Below are 15,230 nucleotides of genomic sequence, written 5' to 3'. Positions count from 1 at the left end.
TATGAGACAAGGAATAACTGATACAGTAAAACATTTACTTATAATTAATGTGATTATGTTCATAGGAACATATGCATTAAAAAATCAAGATCTTTTTCTTAGTTTATTTGCGTTATACTTTCCAAAGAGTGATTTATTTCAGCCATGGCAGATTATAACGCATATGTTTATGCATGGTAATCTGATGCATATCTTGTTTAATATGCTGGCCTTGTGGATGTTCGGAACAGCAGTGGAGCAAGTTTTTGGAAAAAAGAAATTCATATTCTTATATTTTTCTGCAGGATTAGGAGCAGTATTGTTGACCTTTATCGTGTATTATATTCAAGTTACGCCTTTACTAAGTCAAGTTTCAGAATTAGGGTATCCACCAGAACTGATTAATAAAATAATTAATCTTGACATAGTTAGTGATGGGTTGTATCAAGGTAAAATTTTGGGAGCTAAAATGGAACCTTTACTCGCAGAATATAATGTGAATGCAGAACTTTTAAACCAAGAGACGTTTAGAGCATTTTTTGATTTGAATGTTAAGACAAATGGTTCAATGGTAGGAGCATCAGGAGCTATAATGGGAGTTTTAGTAGCATTCGGAATGTTGTTCCCTGAATCAAAATTAATGCTGATATTTTTACCTATTCCTATTAAGGCTAAATACTTTATTCCAGGTATAATCATACTAGATTTTATTTCAGCTACAACGGGACAATCATTCTTTAGCCCAAGTAATACGGCTTATGTAGCTCACCTTGGTGGAGCATTAACTGGATTTATAATTATGTGGTTTTGGAGGAAAAATTCAATGAATAAATATCGTTGGAACTAGATGACAACATTGACTCAAGACATAAAAGACAAACTTTCTCGCCTCAACATTTTAGAAAAAATCATTGTTGTTAATCTCATTATTTATGTCGTTGGTTTTCTGTTGAGGAAACTTGCAAATATTGAGAATAGTCTCTATTGGTTAGAGCTACCTAAAGATGCTTTCGATGCCTTATTGAAACCATGGAGCATTATCACTTATGGATTTACGCACTATGACTTTTGGCATATATTCTTTAATATGCTCATACTGTATTTTGTTGCCAGGTTGTTCTTGAATTTATTCAACACTAAACTAGCATTAAATGTATACTTCTTGGGAATCATATTTGGGGCGCTTACGTTTTTGTTAGTTTACAATATTGTACCAGATGGAGTTTTAAAGCCAGCTACAGCACTTGTTGGTGCATCTGCCGGAGTAAGAGCAGTACTTATCTTTTTGTGCGCTTATATGCCAAATACAGAAGTAAAGATTTTTACTTTTAATGTTAAACTGAAGCATATAGGCATCTTCTTAGTAGTTATTGATATTCTTGGGTTATTTAGCGAAAATCAAGGAGGTCATATAGCGCATCTTGGTGGCGTATTATTAGGATATTTGTACGCGACTCAGTTGCACAAAGGAAATGATATTGGGAAAGGGTTTGAGCGTTTTATGGACAGAATAGCCTCAATCTTTAAACCTTCTTCTAAGCCATCCCCACTGAGAACAGTGCATAAAAGGAAAAAGAGTGAGCAGTTTGCAGGTCATAATAAAAAAGAATTCGACGAGTTTAATAAACAGAAACAGATTGATCTTATTCTAGATAAAATAAGTAAAAGCGGATACGAAAGCTTAACACAAAGCGAAAAAGAATTTCTGTTTAGGGAAGGAAAGAATTAGCTACATATGAAACGACTAAGAGGGTTAGATAAGTTGATGTTCTTTATCAACAGTCTCGCAGCAACAATGTTATTGCTCTCTTACATTCTGCCTTATATTCCACCAAAAAAATTTGCATTTCTATCGGTATTGAGTTTAGCAGTACCAATTCTGATTATCATCAATATACTATTCGTAATCTACTGGCTGCTAAAGGTAAAGCGACAATTATTATTGTCTTTGATAGTTTTGATTTTGGGTTATAGTTATGTGTTTTCACTATATAAGTTCTCATCTTCCAAGCAAGTTGATTCCGAAAAGAATATCTCAGTAATGAGCTATAATGTGAGGCTGTTTAATCTTTTCAATTGGATAGAAGATGTAGATGTGAAGGAAGAGTTTGTGAAATTTATTTCTCTCGAGCAACCAGATGTATTAAGCCTGCAAGAGCATTATCTAAAAAGCAAGATTGATCTTGAAGGATATTATAAGTTTGAAGCGGCTTCAACTGAAAAGGCAACAACTGGTCAAGCTATATTTTCAAAATTTCCTATAGTGAATTCAGGGTCTATCGAATTTCCTGAGACTTCAAATAATGCCATTTTTGTAGATATTGTAAAGCATAATGACACCATAAGAATATATAACTTGCATCTACAGTCTTCAGGAATTAATACAGATGTAGAAGAACTGAAAAAAGAGAGTTCTCAGAATTTATTCAAGCGTGTAGGGAATACTTTCAAAACACAACAGTTACAGACAGAATTGTTTTTAAAACACAAGCAGAAATGTCCTTATAAAATGATTATCTGTGGCGATTTCAATAATACTGCGTATTCATATGTGTATAAAGAAATTAAAGGCGAATTAGTGGATGCTTTTGAAGAAGCTGGTAATGGATTTGGAAAGACCTTCGACTTTAAACTATTTCCTGTAAGAATAGATTTTATTCTGGCAGATGAGGCTTTTGAGATTAATGGATTTAAGAACTATAATAAGAAATTGTCTGATCACTTTCCCATCATGAGTCAGGTAGCATTACCTTAATTAACTATATGTTGTTGCTCTAAGTAATTCAATGCATTTGGACCTTCGTTGAATAGCAAATCCAAAATACTGAGATTGTCAATAAAACCATGCTTATCGCTAAATACTTGTGTATAAGACTGTAGATTTTGACTCACCTCTTTTTTACAATGAATTAATGATCTATAATCTAACATGTCAATAGAGTCCTTTTTGAATGTTTCCGTAAGTGTGTAGTTCAAATCCAATTGTAGGCAATCAGCAATCACATTCAAGCATTTAAAATTAAAATCCATCAAGAATTCAGCCTTAGTTTCAAATAAAGGGCTTAATTCATCTTCATAGTATTCATAGAAAGGTGAGGTACGATAAGCAGATTGTAAAGATTTAAGATGCTGGCTTTGCCATTTGGTATCATTAGCGATTCTCACATCTTTATACAATTGGCGTTCTTTTTGAGAATGATTTACTGGGATGTTTAACTGAAGCTTTCCATTGGCACCATAAATACATGCTCTATTTCGATAAGTCTGTTTGGTATACGTATCGCAAACTTCAAAATTAATAGCATCCGATTGCACCATTGACGCAAAATGTGCGATGTTTGGAAAGTAAGCTAAGTGAAGTAACATGATTACTTTGCTTTTCTACGCTTTCGTATTCTATTGAATACAGACCAGCCAAGGATTACCACCAAAAATGGAATTAAATACGACACACGTTTCCCAGATCCATGTACAGTAGTAAAGATACGGTCCCAACGGAATTTCCAGTTTTTAATACCATCATTAAAGTTGTCGATACTCATCCAAATGAATACTGGTTTTCCAACGACATGGTTATAAGGTACGAAGCCCCAACGCCTTGCATCAATTGAGTTATGACGATTATCTCCCATCATCCAATAATAATCTTGTTTGAAGGTGTATGAGGTAGCTGGGCTTCCGTTAATGAGTATTTGGTTACCATTAACATTAAGTGTATTGCCTTCGTATTCCGTAATCAATCTTTTATAAATTGGAAGATTCTCAATCGTTAATGGTGTTGTTGTACCAGCTTTTGGGATGTATAATGGCCCAAAGAAATCGGTATTCCAATTGTAATTAGGGTCGCTAGGGAAAACGTCTCTATCCCATTCTCCTTTTTCGGCTTTTCTAGTGCTTACCGAAGCTATATCAGGGTGATTTCTAAGTTTGGCGATTTCATCCTCAGTAGCAGCAGCTATAAAGTATTCTTGGCGTTTTTGATCTAGACCTATGCCATCATTAATACCATATCTCTTAAGGATTCTATATATGTCTTGACCACTTAACTGCCTTTTGAACTGTACATAATAAGAGAACTGCAATTGTGTTCTATCTGGCAGTTCATTTTGTTTCCCGTTGATATAGACGTAGCCGTCTCTAATCTCTAAAGTATCACCAGCTATACCAACACAGCGCTTTACAAGATTGGTTTTCTTATCAATAGGCTTGTAATAATTACGATCTGGTGTGAAATCGTTCATGTCCTGCAAAGTATCAGCAGGCTGATTGAACACTACAATTTCATTACGCTCAATCTTATCCCAGCCAGGAAGGCGCATATAAGGCAACTGTAATTTATTCTTCCATGAGGTTTCTCGTTTGTCATACTCATCGCTAAACAAATAAGACTTTTTCTTAAGTAAAGGAATTGTATCATGTACCATAGGTGCTGCTACTGTAGACATCGGCACTCTGGCACCATAATGCATTTTGCTTACGACAAGAAAGTCTCCTACCAATAAAGACTTTTCTAACGATGAGGATGGTATTACATAAGGTTGAAAAAAGTAGGTATGTACTATGGTTGCAGCTACAACAGCAAATAAGATAGAGCTTATCCAATCCCCAGCAGATGTTTGTGGTTTGAGGTCTCTATTTTCTATATACTTAGCATCTGTAGCATAACTAATATAGTAACTGTAAAAACCAAGGGTAACAATGGCCAAAATAGTATCCGTTAGACTATTTTTTCCAAAGCTTCTTGCAGTTTCTACCCATACAGAAGGCAACATAATTAAATTTACAATTGGCAAGAAGAGGAGGATAGTCCACCACCAAGGTCTATTAATAATCTTCATTAAGATCACAGCGTTGTACACTGGTACAAAGGCTTCCCAGGCTTTTCTTCCTGCTTTAACATAGAGTTTCCATGTGCCTAAGCCATGAATTACTTGAATAATCAATAAAAAGATTAACCATCCGGTCCAAGTCATAATTCTTTAAAATGATAATTGTCAAATGACAATTGATTAATTATTAAGGTTCAAATTTGCAGTTTTTCTAGATGAAATAAAAATCCTAGTCAATTCGTCTGCTTCATTTAACAAAGATTTACAGTTTTCTAATGAAGAAAGCTTTTCATCTACAATGAACTCCAACCAAAAGCAACTCTCGTCTATCCTTTAGATCATTCTTCATTAATCATTCAACATTAAGAATTAATATTAAGCACATCCTTCATCGAAAATACGCCTTTTTTGTCAACAATCCACTCAGCAGCAATTACTGCGCCTAATGCAAATCCTAAGCGATTGTGAGCTGTATGCTTTATCTCAATGGAGTCAATTTCGGATGTATATTCTATGATGTGTGTGCCTGGAACATCTTCGATACGTTTAGCGGTAATACCTATCTCGTCACTTTTAGGAGTATTTAATGTCCAATTTTTATGATCAGTTTCTTTAATAATATCGTTAGCTAAAGAAATAGCAGTGCCACTAGGAGCATCTAACTTTTGTGTATGATGAATTTCTTCTAATGCAATATCATATTGCTGAAAATCTTTCATTAGCTTACTCAAATAGGTGTTGAGTTCAAAAAAAAGATTGACACCAAGACTAAAGTTCGAGGCATATAAAAACGCACCGTTTTCAGACTTACAAAGTTCAACTATATCATTATATTTATTTAACCAACCTGTTGTTCCTGAAATAGTTGGGATACCTGATTTGATGCTTTTGTTTATATTCTTAAAAGCACTCTCAGGAATGCTAAAGTCTATAGCAACATCGACATTTTCGAATGAATAGTCTTCAGTTTTACTCGTAGTTTTTAAAGTAATGGTATGACCTCTTTGTAAAGCTATTTGCTCTATAGTTTGTCCCATTTTTCCGTAACCTAGTAAAGCTATATTCATCTAAAACTTAAAGTTAAGTGTGAGCCCTAAATCTGAAGAGTTTTCCCATTGATTGTATTGAAAATGGGGTTTAATAGCTAGGTTTTCATCTACATTATACTGTAGTAGGTGAGCATCTACGTTAGCATCTATGATATTGAGCGCATACATACCTATGGCAATGAGTATAGAAAGCTCTCTGTTTCGTTTTAATTGCTGTTGGGCTCTAATTAAACCGTCGTCACTTACCAAAGGCGTAGAGCCTTCTCCAAAAAATTCATCGTCAGTAAAACCTGCTAAGCGTCTTTTGTATGCATTTCTATAACGCTTAAATTCTCTATTATTATCAATATAGAAATATACAGGTATTCCTATTGCTGCATATACTATTGGAATTTTCCAGTACTTCTTATTATAGGCCTGACCAAGTCCAGGCAATACTGCCGAATAGAAAGCTGCTTTAGAGGGTGTTAGAGGATCTATAGGCTTTCGAGCAATGGTATCGTTAGTGACAACTAACCTTTTGTCAATCTGCACATTAAGACTGTCATTTTTTTGTTGAGAATAATTGAATTCAAAACAAAAAATGGTAATTAATAAAACAATATATTTTAAATTATTTGGCACTGCGTAAAAGCTTTTTGATGCGGTTAAAATCTTCTTCGGAATGAAAAGGAATCGTAATTTTTCCACTTCCATTTTTTGATACTTTAACGTCTATTTTGTGCCCAAAGTATTCAGAAAATTCTTTTATGCCTTTTTTAATATGTTTAGGAACTTCTGGAAGTTCAGCCTTAGTGGTTTCTTCAGGATTTTGAAAATTCCTTACCAAACTTTCTGTCTGGCGAACAGATAATTTATTGGTAATAATCTTCTCGTAAATATCTAACTGCTCGCTTTGGTTTTCTATAGCTAAAAGTGCTCTACCATGACCCATAGAGATAAAACCATCTCTCATTCCTGTTTGAATGATAGGATCTAACTTGAGGAGACGAAGATAATTGGCTATCGTAGAGCGCTTCTTACCAACGCGCTCACTCATTTGCTCTTGAGTTAGCTTAATTTCATCAATAAGTCGTTGATAGGAGAGTGCTATTTCTATAGGATCTAAGTCTTGTCTCTGGATGTTCTCCACCAAAGCCATTTCTAGTGACTCCTGATCATTGGCGATTCTGATGTAAGCAGGAATTGTTTCCAGTCCAATAAGCTTAGAAGCTCTAAAGCGTCGTTCACCAGAAACCAGCTGGTATTTATTGAAGCCAAGCTTTCGTACCGTTATAGGCTGTATAACTCCAAGTTCTTTAATAGAACTTGCAAGCTCTCGCAAGGTTTCTTCATTAAAACTGGTTCTAGGTTGAAACGGGTTCACCTCAATACTACCAAGTTCTAGCTCAACAATATTGCCTATAACCTTGTCTGCGTTTTTATCCTGTACGGATTTTATATCGTTTTCTGGATCTTTAAGAAGTGCGGAAAGTCCTCTTCCTAGTGCTTGTTTCTTTGTCGCCTTCGCCATTACATCTCATTTTTAGTGATGATTTCCTTTGCCAAACTTAAGTAATTTGCTGCACCTTTACTACCTACATCGTAATTAATAATGCTTTCACCAAAACTTGGTGCTTCACCAAGACGCACATTACGCTGTATGATCGTATCAAACACCATATCATTGAAGTGTTTCTGAACTTCTTCAACGACTTGGTTAGAGAGACGTAAGCGCGAATCGTACATCGTTAGTAACATGCCTTCAATGTCTAAGTTCTGATTGTGTATCTTTTGTACACTTTTAATTGTGTTCAGTAATTTCCCAAGACCTTCAAGTGCGAAATATTCACATTGAATAGGAATGATTACTGCGTCAGAAGCTGTTAGTGCATTGAGCGTTAATAAGCCTAATGAAGGTGCACAATCGATAAGGATATAATCGTAAGAGGCCTTGAGGTCTTCAATAGCTTTCTTGAGCATATACTCACGCTCGTCCTTGTCTACTAATTCTATTTCAATCGCAACCAAATCTATATGCGAGGGAATTATATCGACATTGGGAGAATTTGAATTCACGATACAATCGTTAACACTTGCAGTGTGTTCTAAAAGCTGATAGGTACCAATTTCGACACTATCTACATCAATACCCAAACCAGATGTTGCATTGGCTTGTGGATCGGCATCGATAAGTAAGACTTTTTTTTCCAGAACACCTAAAGAAGCTGCTAGGTTAACTGATGTAGTGGTTTTGCCAACACCGCCTTTTTGATTGGCAATTGCAATGATTTTACCCATTAAAGTGATTTGGTTTTTCTTAGGGTAAAAATACAATTATTTACGAGTAATTAAAGGAGAACTTGTTAACAACTGGTCAACATTAACGTATCGTTATGACTTAGTCTTTTTTGCTCTTATCATAGCTTCCAATTGGTCCCACATTTCGGTTGGAATATCTTCTAATAGATTAAACTCACCAGCACCTTTTAGCCATTCGCCACCATCTATCGTTATGACTTCACCATTGACATAAGCTGAAAAATCTGATACCAAATACGCTGCAAGGTTTGCAAGTTCTTGATGCTCACCGACACGTTGTAATGGCACCTTCTTAGCCATGTCGAATTTGTCTTTCAGATTTCCTGGCAGCAATCTGTCCCATGCACCTTTAGTTGGGAATGGCCCCGGAGCAATGGCATTAAAGCGCATGCCGTATTTTGCCCATTCTACAGCCAAACTTCTAGTCATAGCCAATACGCCTGCTTTTGCTGCAGCACTAGGAACTACATAACCAGAACCTGTCCAGGCATAAGTGGTAACGATATTCAATACAGATGTATTGGTTTGTTTAGCATCAATCCAATGTTTGCCAAAAGCGAGTGTGCAGTTTTTGGTTCCCTTCAGGACTATATCTATAATCACATCAAAGGCATTTGCAGATAAACGTTCTGTAGGTGAAATAAAATTTCCTGCAGCATTATTCAAAAGAACATCTACAGTTCCAAAAGCATCAATAACGTTTTTATGCATGGCTTCAACTTCAGCATAATGTCTTACATCGCATTGTAATGGTAAGCAAGTTCCGCCAGTTTCTTGCTCTAGTTCTTTTGCAGTGTTTTCAAGCTTTTCCAAATTTCGAGATGTAATGGCAACCTTGGCGCCAAGTTCTAAGAAATATTTGGTCATTGCTTTACCAAGACCGCTTCCGCCACCAGTGACTACAATAGATTTTCCTTCTAAAGCATTATCGCGAAGCATTTTTTGTGTATAGGACATAAATAAGGGTTTAGTGCTAAAGATAGCCAATTAAATAATTAAGAATCAACATTTTTTTAACACAAAAGTCCATTCTAAATCTCTAAATTTATAGCTATCATTAAAATTCCCTTACATGAAAACAAACATTCGCGCTGCCATTTTAGTATTAATGGCACTCTGCTTGTCAGTTACTCTGCAAGCACAACCAAAACAAACTGCTTCTGTTGAAGGTATTACTGAATACATGCTGGACAATGGTCTTAAAGTACTATTGTTTCCAGATAATTCTTCACAAACCATCACAGTTAATATTACATACAGAGTAGGTTCTAGACATGAGGGTTACGGAGAAAAAGGTATGGCTCACTTATTAGAGCACTTAGTGTTTAAGGGCACGCCTAATCATCCAGACATCCCAAAAGAATTGACAGCTCATGGAGCAAGACCAAATGGAACTACGTGGTACGATCGTACAAACTACTTTGAAACATTCAATGCTACTGACGAGAATCTCGACTGGGCTTTGGACTTAGAAGCAGACCGTATGGTTAACTCTTACATTGCTAAGAAAGATTTAGAATCTGAATTTTCAGTTGTAAGAAACGAGTTCGAATCTGGAGAGAATTCGCCAACTGGCGTATTAATGCAAAAGGTAATTAGTTCTGCATTCTTATGGCATAACTATGGACAATCTACTATCGGAAACAAATCTGATATAGAGCGTGTACCTATTGAAAACCTAAAAGCATTCTACAAAAAGTATTATAGACCAGATAATGCCGTGTTAATGGTTACTGGTAAGTTTAATACTGAAAAGACTTTAGCCTTAATCCAAAAGAAGTTTGGAGGTCTCAAAAATCCTGACACACCTTTAATAGATGTGCCAACTATTGAGCCACCACAAGATGGAGAAAAGCGTGTAGAGCTTAGTAGAGTAGGAGACTTACAGTTAGTGTCTGCATTATACCATACACCAGCAGGATCTCATGTAGATTATGCACCGTTAGCTATTGTTGAAAACATTTTAACTGATCAACCTTCAGGTAGATTGTATAAGGCTTTGGTTGAAAGCAAGAAAGCATCGTCGCTTTGGAGTTTTTCACCATTCACTAAAGAGCCTGGCTTTATGTACTTCAATGTAGATGTACCTTCGGATAAATCTCTAGCTGAAGCTGAAGAAACATTATTAAGCATCTTTGATGGTCTTAGAGACAATCCGATTACAGAGGAAGAACTAAAAAGAGCTAAGGCAAATTTAGCGAAGCAAATAGACCAAATGAGTCGTAACTCTTCGTTCTTAGGAACGTTTACTAGTGAGTTTATTGGGGCAGGAGACTGGAGATTAATGTTTATCCACAGAGATCGTGTCGAAGCTGCAACATTAGAGCAAGTAAACGATGTGTTGAGTCGTTACTTCATTAAGACCAATAGAACTGTTGGAAACTTCTTGCCAACAAAACAGCCTATGCGTATAGAGATACCTCATACTGAAGGTTTAGAGGAGTTGGTAACCAACTACAAAGGAAAAGAAGGATTCGGAGCAGGTGAAGCGTTTGATGTGTCTTATGAGAACATCCAAAACAGATTTGACTCTGGAATGCTTGGAGGAACCAACATTGAATATGGTTTCATCAAAAAGGACAATCGTGGAGAAACTGTAAATGTAAACTTCGCATTTAGAAATGGAACCGTTGATGATTTAATGAACAAAGGAAGTGTTGCAGGCTACACTGCTAGGATGTTGAACAAAGGGACCAAGTCCAAGTCGAGACAAGATATTGAGGACAGATTGAGTGAATTGAAGTCTTCAGTAAGTTTCAGTGGGTCTAACGGAAGAACCTTTGCTTATGTAACGTCTACTAAGGAGCACTTAATGGAAACCTTAAAGTTAATGGCAGAAATGCTAAAAACACCTGCATTTGACGCTGCTGAACTGGAAAAACTAAAAACTCAGGATATTGCTAACATTGAGCGTAACAAAACTGAGCCACAGTTCTTGGTGCAGAAGCGACTAGGAGAGATTAACCAAAAGTACAAAAAAGGACATCCTCTTTACAACATGAGTTTAGAAGAGCAAGTAGCATCTATCAATAATGTTACTACTGCTGATCTACAAGCGTATTATGATGATTTCTACGGAATCTCAAACAATGCCACATTAATTGCGATTGGTAATATTGACGAGCAAGAGTTAAAGTCTTTCTTTGAAAAAGAGTTTGCAGACTTTAAATCGGATTTACCATATTCTGAGATTAAAGATCCTTATGCGGTAAACAATCCAACTAACGAAAAGATAAAGACTCCAGACAAGAAGAATGCCTTTACGCTTGGGTTCTTAAACTTTGAGTGTAGTCAGTACGATGATGACTATGCGGCGTTACAAGTTGCTGGTTCTGTATTTGGAGGTGGTTTCTTGAACTCTCGTATTGCAACCAGATTACGTCAGCAAGATGGTGTCAGCTATGGTGCTGGTGGAGGTGTTAATGTAGATAGTGACAAAGTTGACAAAAACTCAGCGATGTATATCTACGCGATTTACGCACCAGAAAATGAAGCTAAAGTTCAGAAAGGATTTAAGGAAGAAATTGACCGTTTCATTAAAGATGGCATCACACAGCAAGAGTTAGATGATGCTGTTAAAGGTTGGGTACAAGCGCAGAGTGTATCTAGAGCTAAGGACAATGAATTGGCAAGTACATTAAACAATAACTTGTATTATGACAGAGACATGATGTTCCAAAAAGGCATCGAAGAAAAGGTGAAGAACCTTACTGTTGAAGATGTAAACAAGGCGATTAAAACGTACTTTAAGAATTTTGAAGAGTGGTCTGTAGTCAATGCTGGAGATTACGAAAACTTCGAAATCAAGAATAAAGACGAAAAGGTTGATGATTAATCATCATCATTGTTGAAATAAAAAGGCCCTTCAATCTGAAGGGCCTTTTTTTAGTTATATGGCAACATGTTTACCATGTCATTTTATTGAACCAATAGCGATCTCTAGCTTTTGTCATGTAATATACCATACCGTAATTTTTTACCTCTCTTACTGTTTGTGGTAATATATAAGGGAGCTTGGCTTGCCCATGCTCATAAGGAATAACTCTGGTAGGGTAAAATTTACCAGGGTTTTCTGTAAAATAAGTGCTTAATGCTAGATGACTATTATTGTTATGAAATACTCTAAGTCCGTTTTCTAAGAACAAAGCCGTCATGGAGCCTTTTTCTTTTTCATAGTTTTTATACTGTTTAGAACTAAATAAAGGAGTAAAACTTTTTAAAGTCCCTTTAGTGTCCATATTTACAATAACGCTAGATCCATAAGTATAGAAATAATCCATTTCAGTTGATGTCGTACCACCAGTTTTTCTAAACTCACTTTTTTTCAGTTGTTTTTCTCCAATGATATAAATATCATCATTTACAACTTTTGCATCAACAACATGAAGGCTTTTAAGATCATCAGATTTTAATGATTCACTCCATTCATGGATACCAATCAGGTTATTAGAATCTAGATCATATAAGAAAGCACCATCGTTATCATTGCCTTCTTTACTATTGATTTTTATTATTGCTTTTTTTCCATTCCAGAAAAATCCAGTAAGCATAGACTTTCCATTAACATCAATTAATGTCATCTCCATTGGTAAGAAACCAGCAGACGAAAAAGTTTGATCTTCAACACTGTTCCCATTGAAGCTTAATAATTGGGTTTTTCGGCTCTTCTTATAAGCATCAATAACTTTGCTCATTACTACTACACCAGAATTCTGCACGAATACCTCTTCCTGATAGGCTCTTTCGCTTGGGTAACTTAGAGTTTCACTTTGTTCCCAGAGTAAATTTAACTGATTATCATAAACCCAAACTTTTACCTTTTCTTTTGTCTTTTTTACGAAAGGCATGTTTGCAACAATTGCAATTTTTGATTGGTCTGGAGAAATGGCAATGTCATAAAATCCAGATTTAGAATACTTTTCAATTGGAAAAGAAGACAAAGTAATATGATCTCCTACAGTATTTTCTTTTTGAGAATATACTTGTGCATTTATTTGATTTACGCCAGACTTTTTATCCATTACATTAGATAGAAAAATTAGCTGACCTTCTAATTCGATAACATCTAATAGATCTGAAGGACGGAGATTCAATTTAGGTAAATTGAAAGACATCGATTCTATTGAGTTCATTTCCTGATCATATTTAGTCAACACCATGGTTTTCTTAATATCCATAAAGACATTGTCTAGATGATGTAAAGTCATAAAACCATAAGCAGAAGGAAATACAATCTTGTAGATGTCTTTTTCACTTTCTTTGGTGAAATATGAACTCTTTTCAGTTTTAAACTCTTGTGCAAAACCTGATAAAAAGGTTAAACAAGCTAGAGAGAGGAGTAGTGTCTTTTTTATCATAATTAATCCATATTATAGACTTGTTCTTCTAAACGCGTGAATCTAGCCTTTTCGTCGTAATTTAAATCTAGATCAATACGTCTTTCTTGCATCATGTTAAGCGTTTCTTCGGCCTGAGTTTTATCTTTCAAGCTAATGTCTACACGCATTAAGTTGAAAAAAATCATTTTTGCAACTTGCTTATTCATAACTGCCTTTTTGTCTTTGTAATCCACTTTAGCAAGTTCAGATTTCCAAATGTCTCTAACTGCCTCTAGCTCTGATTTTGAGCGTGCTCTGGTATCAAAAGAAGCGTCCTTTCTAAGTTTTCTATAAGCAGAAATAGCTTTTATTTTAGCATTTTCCAGAATATCGTATTCACGCTTTCTGTTTTTTGGATATTCAATTTTTATTGAAGAAGCTACAGGAATATATCCAAATTCTTCGTTGATATATTGAGATATCTCTTTCATAATTTTATTCACGTTATTTTTCTCATAACGGTCTAGATTTATGGTATTGCTAGAAGATGAAGTTAAAAATTTGAATTCTTCATCAAAGTTCTTTTCAGCAATAGTTTCAGCACCTTTAAGTACTTTTAGGCTAGTTGGCTGACTATAAAAAGTTTGCCCACCATTATCCTGAAAAACCATTTTAGAGATATTGATTATAAAGAGAATGTCACTACCTTTTTCATATCCCAATAGCTCAACACCATCTGCCAATACTTGATTGTCAAAAATTAGGTGGTCGTCCAAGTTCGGCTTTACGTATACTGGTTCCCTAGGCTTTACATAAGTTGGTTTTGCAGGTACTTTAAGTTTAGGTTTCTTGCCTTGATCTGTAAGTGCTAAACGTTCTAAAAGTGAGAGCTCCTTAAAGTCTTTCATTTCCTTATCATAACGAGCCTCAGCTTTTTTTACATCATCATCATAGCTAGCCAGACGTTCTTCATATTCTTTTTCACTTTCAGCCACCACATTTGCATAGTTTTCTTTTTCTTTTTCAAAATCTTCAAGAGATTTTGCATTTAACTCTTCTACAGTTAACGTATAAGGCGTTTCTACGATAACCTTATAAGTCTTTATTGATTCGTCTAAAGGATTGTTTGGTGTTCTTAAACTAAAATAGTCTACCTTTTCAGATAATGCTCTTTGAGCTTGGATACCAGCACAAGAGAGTATTGTTACTAAAACAAAAACAAAAGTTCTTTTCATGATTAAATTTTTAAAGAGCGCTAATTTACGATTTTATTTTTGGAAGTTTTTACTTACATACCATTAAGAAAAAGCTAAAAAATTGATGATTAATCATTAACACTGTTGAAATGAAAAGCCCTTCAAAATTGAAGGGCTTTTTTATTTTACTATTCTTAATTGGTGTTTTTTGTGGTAGAATTATATAAGTTAATCGCAGCAAAAAATAAGAATATGATTCCCATTATTTCAATGAACCATATATGTTTTCCATCCATTATACCATAAACTAAGAAGACGATTCCCATGAGACCATGCAATAATGCACCTCTGCGATAAGAACCAGCAACCGAATTTCTAGATCTTACATTTTTACTAATTAACTCATTCACTAATTTCAATTCTTCAACACATGAACTTGTACAAGCAATACCATTTGGTATTTCAGTTAAACATTCAGGGCAAATTCCTTTATTGCAATTTTTACAAATGCCAACAGCTTCTACATTAGTATGATTATAACATTTCATAAGTTAAATG

At 35.2% G+C, this 15,230-nt stretch carries 14 protein-coding genes; 4 read left to right on the top strand and 10 right to left on the bottom strand.

The annotated features are described in order from the left end of the window. The first annotated feature begins 1 nt into the window (after position 1). The 3 genes from NCE97_RS04700 to NCE97_RS04690 are packed head-to-tail and all read left to right on the top strand — an operon-like array spanning position 2 to position 2,734. Positions 2 to 826: a rhomboid family intramembrane serine protease gene (locus tag NCE97_RS04700; protein ID WP_353777741.1), complete on the top strand. Its 825-nt coding sequence runs from the start codon at positions 2 to 4 to the stop codon at positions 824 to 826. Then, positions 827 to 1,708 carry a rhomboid family intramembrane serine protease gene (locus tag NCE97_RS04695; protein ID WP_353777740.1) on the top strand — a complete coding sequence of 294 codons (882 nt, stop codon included), beginning with the start codon at positions 827 to 829 and terminating at the stop codon, positions 1,706 to 1,708. A gap of 6 nt (positions 1,709 to 1,714) precedes the next feature. Beyond that, positions 1,715 to 2,734 (top strand): endonuclease/exonuclease/phosphatase family protein, encoded by a 1,020-nt coding sequence (locus NCE97_RS04690; protein WP_353777739.1) that lies wholly within the window; start codon positions 1,715 to 1,717, stop codon positions 2,732 to 2,734. Here the strand turns inward: NCE97_RS04690 and NCE97_RS04685 are convergent. The 7 genes from NCE97_RS04685 to NCE97_RS04655 form a co-directional block, all read right to left on the bottom strand. Beyond that, the gene (locus NCE97_RS04685) at positions 2,731 to 3,345 is read right to left on the bottom strand and encodes a WbqC family protein (RefSeq protein WP_353777738.1); all 615 of its coding nucleotides are present in this window, start codon (positions 3,343 to 3,345) and stop codon (positions 2,731 to 2,733) included. The genes NCE97_RS04690 and NCE97_RS04685 overlap by 4 nt on opposite strands. 2 nt (positions 3,346 to 3,347) lie before the next feature. After that, the gene (gene lepB / locus NCE97_RS04680) at positions 3,348 to 4,952 is read right to left on the bottom strand and encodes a signal peptidase I (RefSeq protein WP_353777737.1); all 1,605 of its coding nucleotides are present in this window, start codon (positions 4,950 to 4,952) and stop codon (positions 3,348 to 3,350) included. 218 nt (positions 4,953 to 5,170) lie between these two features. After that, a complete protein-coding gene (gene dapB / locus NCE97_RS04675) occupies positions 5,171 to 5,875 on the bottom strand; it encodes a 4-hydroxy-tetrahydrodipicolinate reductase (protein WP_353777736.1) in 705 nt (234 codons plus the stop codon). Continuing rightward, complete coding sequence (locus NCE97_RS04670) at positions 5,876 to 6,391, bottom strand: DUF5683 domain-containing protein (protein WP_353777735.1); 516 nt, start codon at positions 6,389 to 6,391, stop codon at positions 5,876 to 5,878. It abuts the gene before it with no gap. A 79-nt stretch (positions 6,392 to 6,470) separates the two neighbouring features. Then, positions 6,471 to 7,370, bottom strand: a complete 900-nt coding sequence (locus NCE97_RS04665) for a ParB/RepB/Spo0J family partition protein (RefSeq protein ID WP_353777734.1) — start codon at positions 7,368 to 7,370, stop codon at positions 6,471 to 6,473. After that, positions 7,370 to 8,137: a ParA family protein gene (locus tag NCE97_RS04660; RefSeq protein ID WP_353777733.1), complete on the bottom strand. Its 768-nt coding sequence runs from the start codon at positions 8,135 to 8,137 to the stop codon at positions 7,370 to 7,372. The genes NCE97_RS04665 and NCE97_RS04660 overlap by 1 nt, the downstream gene beginning before the upstream one ends. A 93-nt stretch (positions 8,138 to 8,230) precedes the next feature. Further along, entirely contained in the window at positions 8,231 to 9,115 is an 885-nt protein-coding gene (locus NCE97_RS04655; RefSeq protein ID WP_353777732.1) for an SDR family oxidoreductase, read from the bottom strand. A 115-nt stretch (positions 9,116 to 9,230) separates the two neighbouring features. Between NCE97_RS04655 and NCE97_RS04650 the strand changes: the two genes are divergently transcribed. Then, entirely contained in the window at positions 9,231 to 11,993 is a 2,763-nt protein-coding gene (locus NCE97_RS04650; protein WP_353777731.1) for a M16 family metallopeptidase, read from the top strand. 70 nt (positions 11,994 to 12,063) lie between these two features. Here the strand turns inward: NCE97_RS04650 and NCE97_RS04645 are convergent, their stop codons facing one another. The 3 genes from NCE97_RS04645 to NCE97_RS04635 all read right to left on the bottom strand — a co-directional run bounded on the left by NCE97_RS04645 (position 12,064) and on the right by NCE97_RS04635 (position 15,220). Further along, complete coding sequence (locus tag NCE97_RS04645) at positions 12,064 to 13,515, bottom strand: hypothetical protein (protein WP_353777730.1); 1,452 nt, start codon at positions 13,513 to 13,515, stop codon at positions 12,064 to 12,066. 2 nt (positions 13,516 to 13,517) lie between these two features. Then, positions 13,518 to 14,711 carry a hypothetical protein gene (locus NCE97_RS04640; protein WP_353777729.1) on the bottom strand — a complete coding sequence of 398 codons (1,194 nt, stop codon included), beginning with the start codon at positions 14,709 to 14,711 and terminating at the stop codon, positions 13,518 to 13,520. 155 nt (positions 14,712 to 14,866) lie between these two features. Continuing rightward, positions 14,867 to 15,220 (bottom strand): hypothetical protein, encoded by a 354-nt coding sequence (locus tag NCE97_RS04635; RefSeq protein ID WP_353777728.1) that lies wholly within the window; start codon positions 15,218 to 15,220, stop codon positions 14,867 to 14,869. Positions 15,221 to 15,230 lie beyond the last annotated feature (10 nt).

Source organism: Winogradskyella sp. 3972H.M.0a.05 (assembly GCF_040493455.1).
Lineage (GTDB): Bacteria > Bacteroidota > Bacteroidia > Flavobacteriales > Flavobacteriaceae > Microcosmobacter.
This window is presented reverse-complemented; position numbering and strand designations above follow the sequence as displayed.

What these genes read in the sequence shown, in the direction of transcription:
- NCE97_RS04700 (WP_353777741.1), top strand. Translation starts at nt 2, where the DNA reads ATGAGACAAGGAATAACTGATACAGTAAAACATTTACTTATAATTAAT.
- NCE97_RS04695 (WP_353777740.1), top strand. Translation starts at nt 827, where the DNA reads ATGACAACATTGACTCAAGACATAAAAGACAAACTTTCTCGCCTCAAC.
- NCE97_RS04690 (WP_353777739.1), top strand. Translation starts at nt 1,715, where the DNA reads ATGAAACGACTAAGAGGGTTAGATAAGTTGATGTTCTTTATCAACAGT.
- NCE97_RS04685 (WP_353777738.1), bottom strand. Translation starts at nt 3,345, where the DNA reads ATGTTACTTCACTTAGCTTACTTTCCAAACATCGCACATTTTGCGTCA.
- lepB (WP_353777737.1), bottom strand. Translation starts at nt 4,952, where the DNA reads ATGACTTGGACCGGATGGTTAATCTTTTTATTGATTATTCAAGTAATT.
- dapB (WP_353777736.1), bottom strand. Translation starts at nt 5,875, where the DNA reads ATGAATATAGCTTTACTAGGTTACGGAAAAATGGGACAAACTATAGAG.
- NCE97_RS04665 (WP_353777734.1), bottom strand. Translation starts at nt 7,370, where the DNA reads ATGGCGAAGGCGACAAAGAAACAAGCACTAGGAAGAGGACTTTCCGCA.
- NCE97_RS04660 (WP_353777733.1), bottom strand. Translation starts at nt 8,137, where the DNA reads ATGGGTAAAATCATTGCAATTGCCAATCAAAAAGGCGGTGTTGGCAAA.
- NCE97_RS04655 (WP_353777732.1), bottom strand. Translation starts at nt 9,115, where the DNA reads ATGTCCTATACACAAAAAATGCTTCGCGATAATGCTTTAGAAGGAAAA.
- NCE97_RS04650 (WP_353777731.1), top strand. Translation starts at nt 9,231, where the DNA reads ATGAAAACAAACATTCGCGCTGCCATTTTAGTATTAATGGCACTCTGC.
- NCE97_RS04645 (WP_353777730.1), bottom strand. Translation starts at nt 13,515, where the DNA reads ATGATAAAAAAGACACTACTCCTCTCTCTAGCTTGTTTAACCTTTTTA.
- NCE97_RS04640 (WP_353777729.1), bottom strand. Translation starts at nt 14,711, where the DNA reads ATGAAAAGAACTTTTGTTTTTGTTTTAGTAACAATACTCTCTTGTGCT.
- NCE97_RS04635 (WP_353777728.1), bottom strand. Translation starts at nt 15,220, where the DNA reads ATGAAATGTTATAATCATACTAATGTAGAAGCTGTTGGCATTTGTAAA.